The organism is Micromonospora sp. CA-248260 (assembly GCF_050942205.1).
In the GTDB taxonomy this organism is placed as follows: Bacteria; Actinomycetota; Actinomycetes; order Mycobacteriales; family Micromonosporaceae; genus Micromonospora; species Micromonospora antibiotica.
Genome location: NZ_CP192021.1, coordinates 281,849 through 296,388 on the forward strand (window position 1 = coordinate 281,849; position 14,540 = coordinate 296,388).

12 protein-coding genes are annotated in these 14,540 nt (G+C 69.7%); 8 read left to right on the plus strand and 4 right to left on the minus strand.

Translation table 11 applies throughout. The features are described 5' to 3' along the window. Positions 1 to 32: 32 nt before the first annotated feature. Complete coding sequence (locus ACQP2H_RS01410; protein WP_433230577.1) at positions 33 to 1,640, minus strand: FAD-dependent monooxygenase; 1,608 nt, start codon at positions 1,638 to 1,640, stop codon at positions 33 to 35. A gap of 236 nt (positions 1,641 to 1,876) precedes the next feature. Here ACQP2H_RS01410 and ACQP2H_RS01415 point away from each other — a divergent pair, with 236 nt between their 5' ends. After that, complete coding sequence (locus ACQP2H_RS01415; protein ID WP_363818056.1) at positions 1,877 to 2,911, plus strand: ketoacyl-ACP synthase III family protein; 1,035 nt, start codon at positions 1,877 to 1,879, stop codon at positions 2,909 to 2,911. A 34-nt stretch (positions 2,912 to 2,945) separates the two neighbouring features. Beyond that, complete coding sequence (locus ACQP2H_RS01420; RefSeq protein ID WP_433230580.1) at positions 2,946 to 4,088, plus strand: ThiF family adenylyltransferase; 1,143 nt, start codon at positions 2,946 to 2,948, stop codon at positions 4,086 to 4,088. 64 nt (positions 4,089 to 4,152) lie between these two features. Here the strand turns inward: ACQP2H_RS01420 and ACQP2H_RS01425 are convergent, their stop codons facing one another. Further along, entirely contained in the window at positions 4,153 to 4,653 is a 501-nt protein-coding gene (locus ACQP2H_RS01425) for an FBP domain-containing protein (protein ID WP_219465648.1), read from the minus strand. 110 nt (positions 4,654 to 4,763) lie between these two features. Between ACQP2H_RS01425 and ACQP2H_RS01430 the strand changes: the two genes are divergently transcribed. Beyond that, the gene (locus ACQP2H_RS01430; RefSeq protein WP_219465650.1) at positions 4,764 to 6,185 is read left to right on the plus strand and encodes an MDR family MFS transporter; all 1,422 of its coding nucleotides are present in this window, start codon (positions 4,764 to 4,766) and stop codon (positions 6,183 to 6,185) included. 116 nt (positions 6,186 to 6,301) lie between these two features. Here the strand turns inward: ACQP2H_RS01430 and ACQP2H_RS01435 are convergent, their stop codons facing one another. Both ACQP2H_RS01435 and rfbA read right to left on the minus strand, forming a co-directional pair. Continuing rightward, positions 6,302 to 7,528, minus strand: coding sequence for a 3-deoxy-7-phosphoheptulonate synthase (locus ACQP2H_RS01435; RefSeq protein WP_219465652.1), 1,227 nt, complete (start codon positions 7,526 to 7,528; stop codon positions 6,302 to 6,304). 291 nt (positions 7,529 to 7,819) lie between these two features. Further along, positions 7,820 to 8,713, minus strand: a complete 894-nt coding sequence (rfbA, locus tag ACQP2H_RS01440) for a glucose-1-phosphate thymidylyltransferase RfbA (RefSeq protein ID WP_219465654.1) — start codon at positions 8,711 to 8,713, stop codon at positions 7,820 to 7,822. A 528-nt stretch (positions 8,714 to 9,241) separates the two neighbouring features. On the opposite strand from rfbA, the gene ACQP2H_RS01445 reads away from it, so the two are divergent. The 5 genes from ACQP2H_RS01445 to ACQP2H_RS01465 all read left to right on the plus strand — a co-directional run bounded on the left by ACQP2H_RS01445 (position 9,242) and on the right by ACQP2H_RS01465 (position 14,532). Further along, the gene (locus ACQP2H_RS01445) at positions 9,242 to 10,111 is read left to right on the plus strand and encodes a helix-turn-helix transcriptional regulator (RefSeq protein ID WP_363818066.1); all 870 of its coding nucleotides are present in this window, start codon (positions 9,242 to 9,244) and stop codon (positions 10,109 to 10,111) included. A 32-nt stretch (positions 10,112 to 10,143) separates the two neighbouring features. Beyond that, a complete protein-coding gene (locus ACQP2H_RS01450) occupies positions 10,144 to 10,908 on the plus strand; it encodes an SDR family NAD(P)-dependent oxidoreductase (RefSeq protein ID WP_219465658.1) in 765 nt (254 codons plus the stop codon). Positions 10,909 to 11,352: 444 nt separating this feature from the next. Further along, positions 11,353 to 12,474, plus strand: a complete 1,122-nt coding sequence (locus tag ACQP2H_RS01455) for an acyltransferase family protein (RefSeq protein ID WP_357532887.1) — start codon at positions 11,353 to 11,355, stop codon at positions 12,472 to 12,474. Between the two features lie 54 nt (positions 12,475 to 12,528). After that, positions 12,529 to 13,653 (plus strand): glycosyltransferase, encoded by a 1,125-nt coding sequence (locus ACQP2H_RS01460; protein WP_433230587.1) that lies wholly within the window; start codon positions 12,529 to 12,531, stop codon positions 13,651 to 13,653. A 93-nt stretch (positions 13,654 to 13,746) separates the two neighbouring features. After that, complete coding sequence (locus ACQP2H_RS01465) at positions 13,747 to 14,532, plus strand: 2,3-dihydro-2,3-dihydroxybenzoate dehydrogenase (RefSeq protein ID WP_433230590.1); 786 nt, start codon at positions 13,747 to 13,749, stop codon at positions 14,530 to 14,532. Positions 14,533 to 14,540 lie beyond the last annotated feature (8 nt).

The following is a 14,540-nucleotide window of genomic DNA, read 5'->3' on the forward strand; positions in this document are numbered from 1 at the left end:
GGGATTCCGCAGTTGTACGGATGCGGTCGCGGTCAGTGGGTCCGCGACAGGATCGTGAGCAGTGCCTTCTCCAGGTCGTCGGCCGAGGCGGGCCCGATACGCCGGGCCCGCCACGCGACGAAGTCGTCCGGGCGCACCAACAGGACGCCGGACCCGTCGATCCCCACCGAGGCGGCCCACGAACCTTCCGGGTCCCCGCCGGACGTCTGGTCGATGCAGTGCACCGCCAGCCGCAGACCGAGCCGTCGGCTGACCTCGTCCGCCACGGCGTGCCAGGCCTGACCCTGCGGGCCGGCGAACAGGGTGAGCCGGTAGCCGACCAGGTCGAGGGTCGACACGGTGGCGCCGTCGTGCCGCAACCAGCGGTGCGGCAGGCGGGAACCGGGTGCGCCGTCCAGGTCGAGCTCGACCTCCTCGGTCGAGGGCAGCGCCGGCACCGGATCCAGCACCGCTGTCGACGCGTACCGGTAGCCGAGGTGCACCACGGGCGCGTGCAGGGCACCGGCGTCGGCGCGACGTCGCGCCCCGGCACTGCCCGTGGCCCAGTGCAGGGACGGGTCCGCCAGGCGCAGCGTCGACTGTTCCAGAGCCGTCCGGGCGACCGGGCGGCGCTCCGCCTCGTAGGTGGCCAGCAGGTCAGGTCCGGCTGAACCGGCCAGCACGTGCGCGATCTTCCAGGCGAGGTTGTGCGCGTCGGCCACCCCGGTGTTCATGCCGAACGCGCCGACCGGCGGCACGACGTGCGCGGCGTCGCCGGCCAGGAAGACGCGGGCGGCGCGGAACCGATCGGCCAGTGCGGCCCGTACCTGCCAGGTCAGCGTGCTGATCACCGCCACCGGGAGGTCGGCGCGGCCGACTGCGGCGCGGATCAGGCTCCGACACCGTTCGGGCGTGAAGTCCTCGGCGTGCTGGCCGGCGGTGGGCGAGTACCGAACGACGTAGAGCCACTCGCCCCGCCCGTCCACGGGCAGCAGGCCACCGGCCGCCTCCGGGGTGGTGATGTCGCACATGACGAACGGTTGGCCCTGCGTGAACTCGTCGAGGTCTGCCTGGAACAGCACGCTGACCAGCGGATCGCCGATGGCGCCCCGGCCGGTCACGCCGATGCCGAGGGCCTCTCGCACGCCGCTGCGCGCGCCGTCGGCGGCGACGAGGTAGTCGCAGGCCACCTCGTACGGCCCCTGTGGGCCGGTCAGGCTCACGGTGACCCCGTCCGGTCCCTGCTCGAAACCGGTGAGCTCGGTCGAGAACTCGAGGCGGGCTCCCAGTGCCCTGGCGCGGTCGATGACCACGCGGTCGAGCCGTCCCTGCGGGCAGGTGCCCCGCAGGATCTGCGGCGTCGTCCGCCGGAACGGCTCGGCGCGGGGGGGCGCCTGCCGGGCCAGCGCGGGCAGGTCCGCCTCGGCCAGGGTCGGTGTGCTGATCATCTCCAGGTTGCCACCCGACATGTCCACGCACAGGCGGTCCACCTCGTCGGCGATCCCGGCGGTCCGCAGCAGCTCCACCGTCCGGGGCCCGATGCCCATGGCGCGGGGGTGACGCAGCGGTGCGGGATGCCGTTCGACGAGGAGCGTCGAGACCCCCGACCGGGCCAGGAACATCGCGGTGAACAACCCGACGGTGCTGCCTCCGACGATCACGACATCAGTTTTTCGAGGTGCCACGGGATCTCCTTCTCCGAGTCCATGCGGTTGCCTTGCCGTGCCAGCGATAGCGGTTTTCGCGGGGCGCGTCAACTGGTGTTCAAAATTGCGTGCAGGTGATCCGGACAGGTATTTCCGGCTGTTACGGTGCCCCTGCGTTCGGCGCGAACGTCAGCCCGATCCTCGCCCTTGCGGCTGCTGTCCCTCTTTCCGCGGAAGGACCATTCGCCTTGATGATGAACGAGGTCTACTTCGACTCGGTCGGCGTCCGTCTCGGCCGTAGGCTGGACCTCCGCGAGGCGGTCGCGGACGGCCGCTACCCGGACGCCGAGTACGTGGGCAACGCGCTGCTCGCGGTGTGCGTGTCGGACGACGAGTTCGCACCCGACCTGGCCGTCGCGGCCGCACGGCAGGCCCTGGACCGGCGTCAGCCGTCCGCTGCGGACGTCCGGCTCCTGCTGCACCACGGCACGTACTTCCAGGGGCAGGACGTGTGGACGCCGTCCTCGTACGTGCAACAGCAGACGATCGGCGGCAGCGCTCCCGCGATGGAGATCGACCAGAAGTCCAACGGAGGTCTGGCCGGTCTGTTGATCGGCGCGTCCTTCCTGTCCGCCTGTCCGGACGACGCCACGGTGCTGATGACCACCGGCGAACGATTCTGCCTCCCCGGTTTCGACCGATTTCGTACGGAGAGCGGGACGGTGATGGCGGACGGTGGCACCGCGCTCCTGCTCAGCTCCCGGCCCGGCTTCGCCCGGGTGCTGTCCTGTGTGCTCAACGCCGACCCGTCGCTGGAGGCGATGTATCGGGGCACCCGGCTCAAGGACGCGCCGCACGCCGGGGACAAGCCCCTCGACCTGCGGGGCCGCAAGGCCCGGTTCATGCGCAAGAACCTCGACGATCTCGAGGACATCTCCCAGCGGATCGCCAGCGGGTTCTGCGACACGATCGGTCAGGCGTTGGACGAGGCCAAGGTCGCCGCGGCCGACGTGCGGCGCTTCGTCCTGCCCAACAACGGTCGCACGGTCCGCTGGTGGACGATGCTGGCCGAGATGGGTGTCCCGGACGACCGGACCACCTGGGAGTTCGGGCGTCGGGTGGGACACCTCGGCGCGGGGGACCAGGTGGCCGGTCTGGAGCATCTGCTGACCACCGGGTGCCTGGCCGTGGGTGACCACGTCGTCCTGGCCGGGAGTGGCTACGGCTTCAACTGGGGCGCGGCCGTCCTGGAGATCGTGACGATCCCGGACTGGGCCCGATCCTGACCGTCCGGTATGTCTGCCTTTCGAAAGGAGCACCATGTCTTTTCCAGCCCTGGTCGAGCCTGCGGCCGCCCTTCCTGACGGCGAGGCCGCTCGGCAGGCGCACCAGCTGATCCTCGGCGGCTTCGGATCGACCGGTCAGCGGCGACTGGCGGCCGGCCGCGTTCTCGTCGTGGGCGCGGACGAGGTTGGTGGGCTCGTCGCCGCCCACCTCGCCGACTCGGGCGTCGGTGTCATCGGCGTCGTCGACGCCGCGCCCCCACAGCCCTGGGACGATCACCTCGGCATTCCGGACGGCGGCTGCGCCACCCGCGCCGAGGCGTGGGTGACCGCTCTACGGCGGACGCGTCCCGCCCTGCGGGCCGAGGTGGTGCCCGGGCGCTTCGACCTCGCGAACGCCGAGTCCATGGTCGACTCGTACCACCTGGTTGTCTGTGCCGGCGAGGACGCCGCCCGTTGTCAGCTCGTCGACGACGTGTGCGCCCGAGCCGGGATCCCCTTCGTGTGGGGCGAGCTGGACGGCGGCCGGGCTCGCCTGTCGGTGTTCTGGGACGGGCAGGGGCCGGGCTTCCGCGATCTGCACCACGAGCGGCCAGCCGCCTACTTCCGGGGCATGTCGGGGACGCTGCGGTTGTGGGGCGGGTGGTTGGCCGGGGCCATGAGCATGGAGGTGGTCAAGCTGCTCACCGGCACCGGTGAGCCGCTGGTGGGTCGTGTGATGACGTACGATGCGACGCTGGGTGAATGCTCGGTCCGGCCGTACGAACGCCGGCCCGGTGTGGACCGGCCGGCCGAACTGACTGCGGCGGAGCCGTTCTTCGGTCTGTTGTCACCGGCGGCGGCCGAAGCCGCCCGGGGCGGGACCATCTCGGTGCTCGCCCTGCGCGACCTGGTGGCAGGCGGCGAGAAGTTCGCGTTGGTGGACGTACGGGAGCCCGAGGAGTACGACTACGTGCACCTGCCCGGCTCGACGTTGATCCCCAAGGGCGAGTTCTTCAGCGGGGACGCCGCCGAGCGCCTTCCGCGCGACCGCCGGGTCGTGTTGATCTGCCGGTCGGGGATCAGGTCGGCGGAGGTGCTGGCCCTCGTGCACCGCAGTGGTCTCCCGGACGCCGTCCACGTCGGAGGCGGGATCCTCGCGTGGGCGCACCAGCTGGATCCCTCCATGCCGGTCTACTGAGGGCGGCCCGCGCCGCTGCGCCCGGGGTTCACCGTCCGGGCGCAGCGGCGCGCGTCGACCAGGGTTACGTGCTGGCGACCTGCTGGATGAACGCCGCCACCCGACTCTTGATGCGCTCCACCTTTTCCGGCACCGTGAGCGTCTCCTCCATCCGCAACCCTGGCGGGAGGGCTTTGAGCCCCCGCACGTAGAGGGAGCAGTTCAGGTCGGCGCACATGTACAGCCCGACGGTGTCGCCCTTGCGTCCGGCCGGACCGGACTTGCGCGCTGCCATCAGCGTGACACCACCCGAGCCGTGGGTGGTGAGGCACAGCGAGCACATGTTGCGCTGCAGGCCCGGCAGCCTGTCCGGGTGTCGCAGCATCACGCCGATCGGCGCGTCGTCCTCGCCCTGCTGCCAGACGAGGTAGCTGCGTTCGGGTGCCCGCGGGTCGGTCCACCCGAGGAAGTCGAGGTGCTTCCACGGAAGCTCCTCCACCTCCCGCGGTAGCGAGATGCGTCGTGACTCTCCCTTTGAGCAGTTTATGAAGGAATCGCGGATCGCGGCCTCAGCCAGCTGCTTCATGGAGCGACTGTAACAACACAAATCACCTAAGGCAAACGGCTATATGCTATAGGTAGAGAGGTGAAGAAGACCTTCATCCGGCAGGTCACCCGTCCCGACGAGGAGACACGATGAGTACGGACCAGGCAACGACAGATCAGAGCCCGCCACCGAGCCTGGACCGGGCGCTACTGGGCAAGGTGATGCTCCTGGCCCTCGGAGGATTCGTCGGGCTGCTGGACAGCACCATCATCGGGGTGGCCGTACACAGCCTGTCGGCTGCGTTCTCCGCCACCCTGGCCCAGACGCAGTGGGCCTCCACGGCCTATCTGCTGGCGATGGCGGTCGTCATCCCCGCCACCGGGTGGGCGACACAGCGCTTCGGTTCGGCAGCGACCTGGGTCGCCTCGCTGAGCGTCTTCCTGGTCGGCTCCCTGGCCTGCGGGCTGGCCTGGTCGCTGGGCAGCCTCATCCTCTTCCGCGTGGTGCAGGGCCTGGGCGCGGGCATGCTGTTCCCGCTCATGCGCATCCTCGTGGTGGAGATCGCCGGACGGGAGCGGATGGGCCGCGCCATGGCCGTCATCGCCATTCCGGTGCAGATGGCGCCCATTCTGGGGCCCGTGGTGGGCGGGGTCCTGATCGAGAGCCTGTCGTGGCGCTGGGCCTTCCTGGTCAACGTGCCGATCGTGCTGGTCGCCGTGATCCTGTCCGCTCGCCACCTGCCCAACCGCAAGGGGCAGGACGCGCCACGACTCGACGTCTTCGGCCTCGTCACGATGGGTCTGGGCATCGCCGGGTTGCTCTACGGGCTGAGCATGCTCGTCGACGGAACCCCACCCACCGCCGTGCGGGTCTGGGCACCGCTGCTGCTGAGCGTGGTCTCGCTGGCCTGGCACGGCATCCGGGCGAGCCGCGCCACGCGTACCGGAGTCGTCGAGTTCGACCTGTTCCGGGATCGCGCCTTCACCGCCTCGACGGCGATCACCCTGCTCAACAACGCGGCCCTGTTCGCCGTCGTCTTCCTCGTCCCGTTGCTCCTACAGGAGGGCGACGGCCGCGGTGCGGTCGACGCCGGCCTGGCGCTCGCTCCACAAGGCGCCGGGATGCTGGTCGCCGTGCTGGTCGTCGGCAAGATGGTGGACCTGAAACACAACTCCCGGGTGATGGTCCTCGGCGGGCTGGCGGTGGTCGCGGTGACCACCGTCCCCCTGGCCTTCGCCGAACCCGGATCGGCGCAGTGGCTGATCGTCGCCGCGCTGTTCGTCCGTGGTATCGGCCTGGCCTTCGTGGTGTCACCCACCATGCTGACGCTCTATCACTCCCTGAGCCAGGAGCGCGTCCCGGCCGCCACCACGGCGAACGCGATCATCCAGCAGATCGGGGGCGCGGTGGGCACCGCGGCAGTCGCCCTGCTGCTGCAACCGCTGACCCGGCAGCAGGGCAGTGAGCTCGGCGGCTTCCACGCCACCTTCTGGGTGGTCGTCGGGGTCGTGGTGCTGACCGCGGTGCCCGCGATGTTCCTCCCGGCACGGCGCAAGCCGGTCGTGAGCTGAGCCGGGCGGCCGGGTGGCGCAGCCGGTCACCGGTGTCCACGGACACCGGACCGGCTGCCCACCCGGTGCCGCGACGAGCAGGCCCGGCTGCGGAGCCGGACGGGCGTACGCGGTCCTCAGGCGTGCCAGGCGGACACCACCCGGGCGGCCTGGTCCCCGTTGAGCCGTGGATCGCAGAGGGTCGTGAACGGACCAGCCGGTTCGTTGCCGGCGACCGGCACGCACTCGGCGACGGTGTTGGGTGTCGTTTCCAGGTGGAGTCCCCCGGGTACGCCCTTCCCGGCGAGGACCGCCAGTTGAAAGCGTTCGACCTCGGCGACCACGTCGGCCACGGAGCGCGTCTTGCGACCGCTGGGGCTACGGATGGTGTTGCCGTGCATTGGATCGCAGAGCCAGATTGCCGGATGCCCCGCCCGGCGTACGGCTCGGACCAGCGGCGGCAGTGTGTCGGTCACCCGGCCCGCCCCGAGCCGCGCGATCAGCGTGAGCCGGCCCGGACGGCGCTGCGGGTCGAGCTTCGCGCACAGCTCGAGCAGTTCACCGGCGCTGATTCCCGGGCCGACCTTGCATGCCACCGGGTTGTCGACGGCCGCCATCACCTGGACGTGGGCCCCGTCATGACGCCGGGTGCGCTCACCGATCCAGGGCCAGTGTGTCGAGGCCAGCAACGAACTGCCGCCGGGGGCCCGCCGCAGCAGGGGAATCTCGTAGTCGAGCAGCAGCGCCTCGTGACTCGTCCACACCGGGTCGACACCCGCCTGCCCGGGGTGGCGGCCCAGCAACTCCAGATGCGCCAGCACGGCGCGAGACATCCGATATCCGTGGTACAAACGCACCGGGTCCGGGGAGCGGTCCGCCATGGTGTGCCCGGGGCGATTCACCAGCGCCCCGCGGAAGGCGGGCAGGTCCACACCGTTCACCCGCTCGAACGGCTCGGAGCGGGGCTTGGCCAGTTGACCTGCCAGTCGTCCGACCCGCAGGACCGGTAGCCCGGAACCAGCCGTCATCAGGGCGGCGAGTTCGTCGATCAGACGGATCCGGTCGCGGACGTGCGTGGCCGTGGCCTCCCGGGGATCCTCGACGCAGTCACCGCACTGCAGGACGCGACGCCGGCCGTCGGCGACCTCGGCCAGCAGGCGACTCAGCTCCTCGACCTCAGGCGAGGTGACCAGCGGTGCGCTCCAGGCCAGGGTGGCGCGGGCCCACTCGAGCAGGTGGCGGTTGCGCCAGACCGGTTGCTGGTGCGGCGGTTCCTTGAATCCCCGCCACACGTCGCGCAATCCGTCCGGCACGCGGATCTCGTCGTCGGCGAGGACGTCGTACCGGAATGCCTTCTCGGTCACGGCAGACTCCTTTCAGTTGCTGAACGTCGTGCTGATCGCCGTCGTCGAGCGATCGATGACAGGACTCTTCGGGTGGGCGAGTGCGTAGTTCCGCACTTGGACGTGCGCGCTGGACGGTCTGCCCGGGTCGGGCCGGGATGTTCGCCGGCCGGCTGCGCTCCCGCCGGGCCGGCTGCGCTCCCGCCGGGCCGGCTGCGCCACCGCCGGGCCGGCTGCCTGGCAGGCGGTGGCGTCGGCGCCGGGGTCGCCCCGACGTCCCCACGCGCCAGCAGCGGCGGGGCGTGCTGCGGGTCAGGCGAAGGCCTCGAAGCCGAGAGGTTCCCGGGCGAGCAGCCCTGCCAGGTAGGTGGCCACGGCACTGCCCTCGGGATAGTTCCTCGTCAACCGGACCATCTGCCGGGTGCTGATGAAACCCATTCGCCAGGCGATCGCCTCCAGGCAGGCGACGGGCTCGTTGCGGTGCTGGAGCAACTGCACGACGTTCCCGGCGGCCAGGAGGCTGTCGTGCGTGCCGGTGTCCAACCAGACCGCTTCCGGTCCGAGACCGACGATTCTGGCCCGCCCCTCACCGAGGTAACGATTGTTGAGATCGGTTATCTCCAGTTCACCGCGGGCGGAGGGTGCGAGTGCCCGCGCGTGATCCACGACGTCGGGAGTGTAGAGATAGAGGCCGGTGACCGCCTGGTTCGATGACGGGGAAATCGGCTTCTCCGCCAGTCGGACCAGGCGCCCGTCGCGGTCCAGTTCGGCGATTCCGTACCGGGTGGGATCGGAGACGGGGTAGGTGAACAACGTGCAACCCGACACCTGCTCGGCTTCTGCCCGAAGCAGTGGGCCCAGGTCGGTGCCGTGGAATATGTTGTCGCCCAGCACCAGGCAGACGTTCTCGTCGCCGATGAAGTCGGCGCCCAGGAGAAATGCCTCCGCCAAGCCGCCCGGCCTTTCCTGGACGGCGTACTCGATATTCAGTCCGAGTTCCGCTCCCGTCTCGAAGAGTTGTTGGTAGAGCGACAGGTGGTCAGGGGTGGAGATGATCAGGACGTCCCGGATGCCGGTAAGCATGAGAACGGACAGCGGGTAGTAGATCATGGGTTTGTCGTAGACCGGCAGCAGCTGTTTGGACAGGGCCTTGGTTGCGGGCCTCAGCCGCGTACCCGAGCCGCCGGCGAGAACGATACCGCGCATATTTCAACCTCTCCAGGAGAAGATGGTCGGTGGTGAATCGCCACCAGTTGTTTCCGCCGGCACCGACTCTGTCGGCACCATTCGACCGTTTCGGTGGGGCTGTTGCGCACCCGGTCACGTCGCAAGCCACGTGATCGAGAGAAGTCGATTGATCTTGGCTCGACGTCCGCCGTGGCTCCGGTGGTCCCGACACCCGGTGCGCCCTCGCCGGGGTGCGTGGGACCAGTGCGGGTTCGGTCAGCGGCGATTGGTCGGCGTCGCTGCCGGACAGCTGGGTCCCGGGTGGCTGTTGAACATCGACGTGCTCCGGGCAAGGTGATTTCGATCATGGCCCGAGTGGATTGCCTGATGCGGCGGAGTTCTTCGCCAACTGCACCGTACCGACTCTTCTCGGCGGTGTCCTCCAGCCGTTGACGACAGCTTGTCAAAGTTACGGCGACTCATGTAGACCAATTTGTGGCCCGTAGCGGCCGTGGCCCCGGGCGGACAATGGAACGAGGAAGAGGTGGCTCGATGTGCCCTCTCACCGTGAAGGACGATCGACGTCCTTTGGAGGCCCTGCTGGACCTGCTGGAACGGCACGAAGAGGCGCAGGTCGGGGCGGCGGCTGCGATCCGGTCGGTCCGGGCGAAGGTCGCGGCCCTGGCGACATGTGGATGGCCGGTCACGGCGGGCGCCACCGGTATAGAAGAGGTGGCGGGCTGGTCGCGGATGGAAGAGTTGCTCAAGAACGCTGCGGTTCACGCCGCCGGTGAGATGATGTGGATGGATCCGCCGGCACCGGCCCAGCAGATTGTCACCGACGCCGTGAATCGCCACCGTACGGGCATTGACGCCGGGCTGGTGATCCGAGTGATCCGACAGAATACCTCCGTCGGCGCCGCACGGATCGCGGGACCATTGCAGAAAATGGCTTCGGTCAGCGTGCAGGTGCGCAGCACACAGCTCGTTCCGTTCCGTTTCCTGGTCGTCGACGACGATCTTGCCCTGATCTGGCCGACCGGTCCGGGCAATAGGATTTCCGGCCACCTGCTCGTACGACAGGAAACTGTCGTCGCGCTGCTGCGACGCGTCTTCGAGTTCTGCTGGAGTACCACCACGGAAAGCCCCACCGCCATGACGCCGGGCGTCGCACCCGACGATCGGGACCCGATCGTCCGGTACACCTCCACCGACCTCGTCGACAGCCCGTTGCGCCTGACGGAGCAGCAACTGATGATCCTGCGGCTGTGGGCACGTGGCCGGCCAGACACCGCGATCGCCCGCGAGTTGCAACTGTCGGCCCGCACCCTGCGGCGGCTCGTCTCCGCGCTGCTGCGGAGGCTGGGCACCAGCAGCCGCTTCGAGGCCGGAGTGGTGGCCGGCCGCATCGAGGGCCTGTTGGACTTTCCGTCGTAACCGATCGTCGACGACAGCTCTGGGGAGAAGACATGGACAGAGGTACCACGCGCGCTGTGCTCGTCACCGGCGCCAGTCGCGGGATCGGCCGGACCATCGCCGTACGGCTCGCAACGGCGACGACCGTGGTCGCCGTCCACTACCGTCGCGACGACGCGATGGCTGCGGAGACGGTGGACCTGATACGTGACCGGGGTGGGACGGCGTTCGCCGTCCGTGCCGACTTCGCCCACGACTCGGGTCTGGACGTGCTCCTCGACGGACTGGCAGCGGGTCTCCGACACCACACCGGCGACACCGCGCTCGACGTGCTGGTCAACAACGCCGGGGTGGGCTGCCGGGCGGATGTCGCCAAACTCGTCCCGGAACAGCTCGACCGGGTGTTCGCGATCAACGTGTGTCTCCCGGTGTTCCTGGCGCAGCGGGCCCTTCCCCTGATGCGCGACGGGGGTCGGATCGTCAACATCTCCTCGCTGGCCACCCGGGTGGCGCACCCCGAGATCGTCGGTTATGCGATGAGCAAGGGGGCACTCGAGGTCTTCAGTCAGGCACTGGCCGAGCAGCTCGGTCCGCGCGGGATCACGGTGAACAGCGTCGCTCCCGGCCTCATCGACACGGAGTTTCACGGTGACCGCCTGCGGCAGCCGGGAACGGCGGCGGAGCTGGCGTCGAAGGCCGCGCTCGGCCGGATCGGTCAGGTGGACGACGTCGCCGACGTGGTCGCCTTTCTGGCGTCCGATGCCGCACGCTGGATCACCGGTCAGCGCATCGAGGTCGCCGGCGGGACCTCGCTCTGAACCGGGAGTCGCCAGGCAGTGGGCGCGGCACCCCGATCGTGCCGCTGTCGCCCGCGACATGGTGAGAATGTCCGCATCCGGCCACGACCGGCAATGGTCAGATGCGCGCCTGTACCGGTCGGCGACGGTCTGGCAGCCTTACCCGTGAGCCGCCCACCGATCGCCCCCGGTCGCCGGCGGTTCGATGTCATCACGATTCTGGAATACCAGCGCGGCTGACCGTCGGCACTGTTGCCGCCTGCCCCGCGCACCGGCCGCCTGATGCGGTCCGCCGGGGTCGTACGCCCTGTACAGCCAACCGCGTCGAACCATGGTCGAGACCGTGCCCCGACCGGGTCGGCCGGAAGAGACCGAATGTGGTCGGTCGGTCCTCACTTCGGCGTTCACTGAGGAGATCCGTTGACTAGTGGTGCTGCGCGGCCAGGCGGTGGTCGCCTCGAATCGTTGACCGGCGCGCGATTCGTCGCCGCGTCGATGGTGTTCCTGTTTCACGTGGCGACACTGCGGCTGTTCGCCGATGGCACCGGTGTCTCCGGTGCGCTCACCTATGCGACCAAGAGCGCCGCCACCGTCGGCGTCTCCTTCTTCTTTCTCCTCAGCGGCTTCGTCCTCACCTGGTCCGCCCGGCCCGACGACACGTACCGTGGGTTCCTGCGGCGACGGCTGGTCAAGATCTATCCCAACCACGCGGTCACCTTCGGGCTGGCGATGCTCGTCTTCGCCGCCGCCTCCACACCGTGGTCCACCGCGCTGCTCAATCTGCTGCTGTTGCAGGCATGGGTGCCGAAGCCGGACGTCTTTCTCAGTGTGAACGGCCCCAGTTGGTCGCTGTCCTGCGAGTTGTTCTTCTATGCGATGTTCCCCCTGCTGCTGCCCCGGCTCGCCCGGATCAGGGCCGGGCAGTTGTGGGCGTGTGCGGCCGGCGTCGCCGGTACGGTGATCGCGTTGCCCGTGCTCGGGTCGCTGCTGCCGGCGTCACCGCGGTTCCCGGAGGGCTTCGCCGGCACCGTGCTGGCCGACCAGCCCGTCGACCAGATGTGGTTCCTCTACGCCTTTCCGCCGGTGCGGCTCCTGGACTTCGTACTCGGGATGCTGATGGCGAGGATCGTGCTGACCGGTCGGTGGGTGGGCCCGGGGCGGGGCGTCGCCTTCGCGCTGACCGTCGTCGGCTACCTGGTCGGCCTCATCGTCCCGATGACGTACACCGTCAATGCGGTCCTCATCGTGCCGTTGGCGCTGCTGGTGCCCGCACTGGCGGTGGGCGACGACCGCGAGGGCCGGTCGTGGCTGAGCAGCCCGGTCATGCGTCGGCTCGGGGAGGCGTCGTTCGCGTTCTACCTGGTGCACGAGATCGTCCTGGTCGTCATGCGGGCGGGCATCGGCTTCGACCGTGACCTCGGACGGGGTGCCGGCCTGCTCTTCGTCGCCCTCGCCTTCCTTCTCAGCCTCGGCCTGGCCGTTCTTCTCCACCGCCTCGTCGAGTCACCTGCGATGCGCCGGTGGGGCCGACCGCCGCAGGGCAAGCGGATCGAGACCGACGCCGCCGTCCGGGTCGAACCGTCGTAGCCGACGCGCCCGGCATGCCCGCTCATCCCCGTCAACGAAACGTGAGGAATCGTCATGCGCTTCTTGTTCGTCACGGGTGGGAGCCCGGCCACGGTCTTTCCGCTGACGCCGCTGGCCACCGCCGCGCGCAACGCCGGTCACGAGGTGATCGTCGCCTCGACTGAGGAGACGCTGCCCGCCATCGTCGGGGCCGGCCTGCCGGGCCTCTGCGTCTCACCGGTTCCCATCCGCCACCACATCACCACCGATCGCTCCGGCGCTGCGATCACGGAACCGACCGATCCGGAGGCTCACATGATCTACATCGGTCATGCCTTCGGCCGGTTGGCGGCGGCCTGCATCGACCCGCTGCTCGACTTCGCTGCGCAATGGCGACCGGACGTCGTGGTGGGCGGCATGCTCACCTTCGCGGCGCCGCTGCTCGCCAGCAGGTTGGGCGTACCCTACGTGCGGCACTCCTGGGACACCGGTGAACCACCTGTCGTGGATTCGGCCGCCGAACGGGAACTACGCCCGGAGCTGGAGCGCCTCGGCCTGGCCCGGCTTCCCGTTGCCGACCTCTGGATCGACATCTGCCCGCCGAGCCTGCGTCCGGCCGACGCCGGCCCGGCCCAGCCGATGCGGTTCGCACCGACGAACATGCAGCGCCCACTGGAGCCGTGGATGTACGTCCGGGGCGAGCAACGCCGCATCGTGGTGACAGCCGGTACGAAGGTCGCCCGCGGCAACTTCTTCGACTACCTGGTCGACCTCGTCGGCAAGGTGAAGACGGTCGGGGCCGAGGTCGTCGTGGCGGCGCCGGCAGCGGTCAGCGACGAGCTGTCGCAACGGCTCGGTGTGCGGGCCGGCTGGTTGCCGCTCGACGTGGTGGCCCGCAACTGCGATGTGCTGGTGCACCACGGTGGCGGCGGCACGGCCCTGACCGGTATGGCGTGCGCCGTGCCGCAGCTGCTGATACCGAACATGCCCAAACTCCTGGCGCCGTCGCGTCGTCTCGCCGACTCCGGTGCGGCCGTCATGCTCCTGCCGGGCGAGGACACCGCCGAGGCGATCGCGGCCGGGGTCGACCAACTGCTCCACCAGCCGATCCACCGAGAACGTGCGGCGGTGTTGTCCCAGGAGATCATGACCATGCCGTCAGCGGCCGACGTCGTGGACGTGGTGGAGAAGTTGTGCTGAGGCACCCCGACACCGTCCCGCCGGCCCGGTCAAAGGCGACGGCGTCCCGTCCGTTCCGCCGTGGAATCGACCCACTCTGGAGGACCAGCCCTCATGTATGAGGATCAGTTCCGAGGTCAAGTCGCCATCGTCACGGGTGCGGCCGGCGGTATCGGGGAGGCTGTCGTCTCCGCCCTCTGCCGGGCCGGTGCCTCGGTGGCGGCCCTCGACGTCGACGGTGACCGCCTGTCGGCGCTCTTCGGTGCCCGCGACGACGTGCCCGGCACCGTCACGCAATTCACCGCCGACGTCCGCTCCGCGGTCGAGGTCGAGGACACGGTGGCCGCAGTGGAGGAGCGACTGGGCCCCGTCGCCTTCCTGGTGAACTGTGCCGGGGTGCTGCGGGCGGCGACCGCGGTCGAGCTGACCGAGCGGGACTGGGACGACACCCTCGCGGTCAACGCCCGCGGTGTCTTCCTCATGTCGACGGCCGTCGCCAGGCGGATGACGCCGCGCCGACGGGGCAGCATCGTGACCGTGGCCTCGAACGCGGCCGGAGTACCCAGGGTGCGGATGTCCGCCTACGCCGCATCGAAGGCGGCGGCGACCGCCTACACCAAGACGCTCGGGCTCGAACTGGCCAGCAGCGGCATTCGCTGCAACGTGGTCGCCCCGGGCTCCACCGACACGGCGATGCTGCGGGGACTGTGGGGCGGTGGTGACGGCACGTCCGTGTCCGTCGCCGGTGTCCCGACCGAGTACCGCGTGGGCATCCCGCTCGGCCGCCTCACGACCGTCGCCGACGTCACCAACGCCGTGATGTTCCTGCTGTCCGACCAGGCGGCCAACGTCACGATGCACGACTTCTACGTCGACGGTGGCGCCGCCCTCGGGCGTTGACCCGTCCG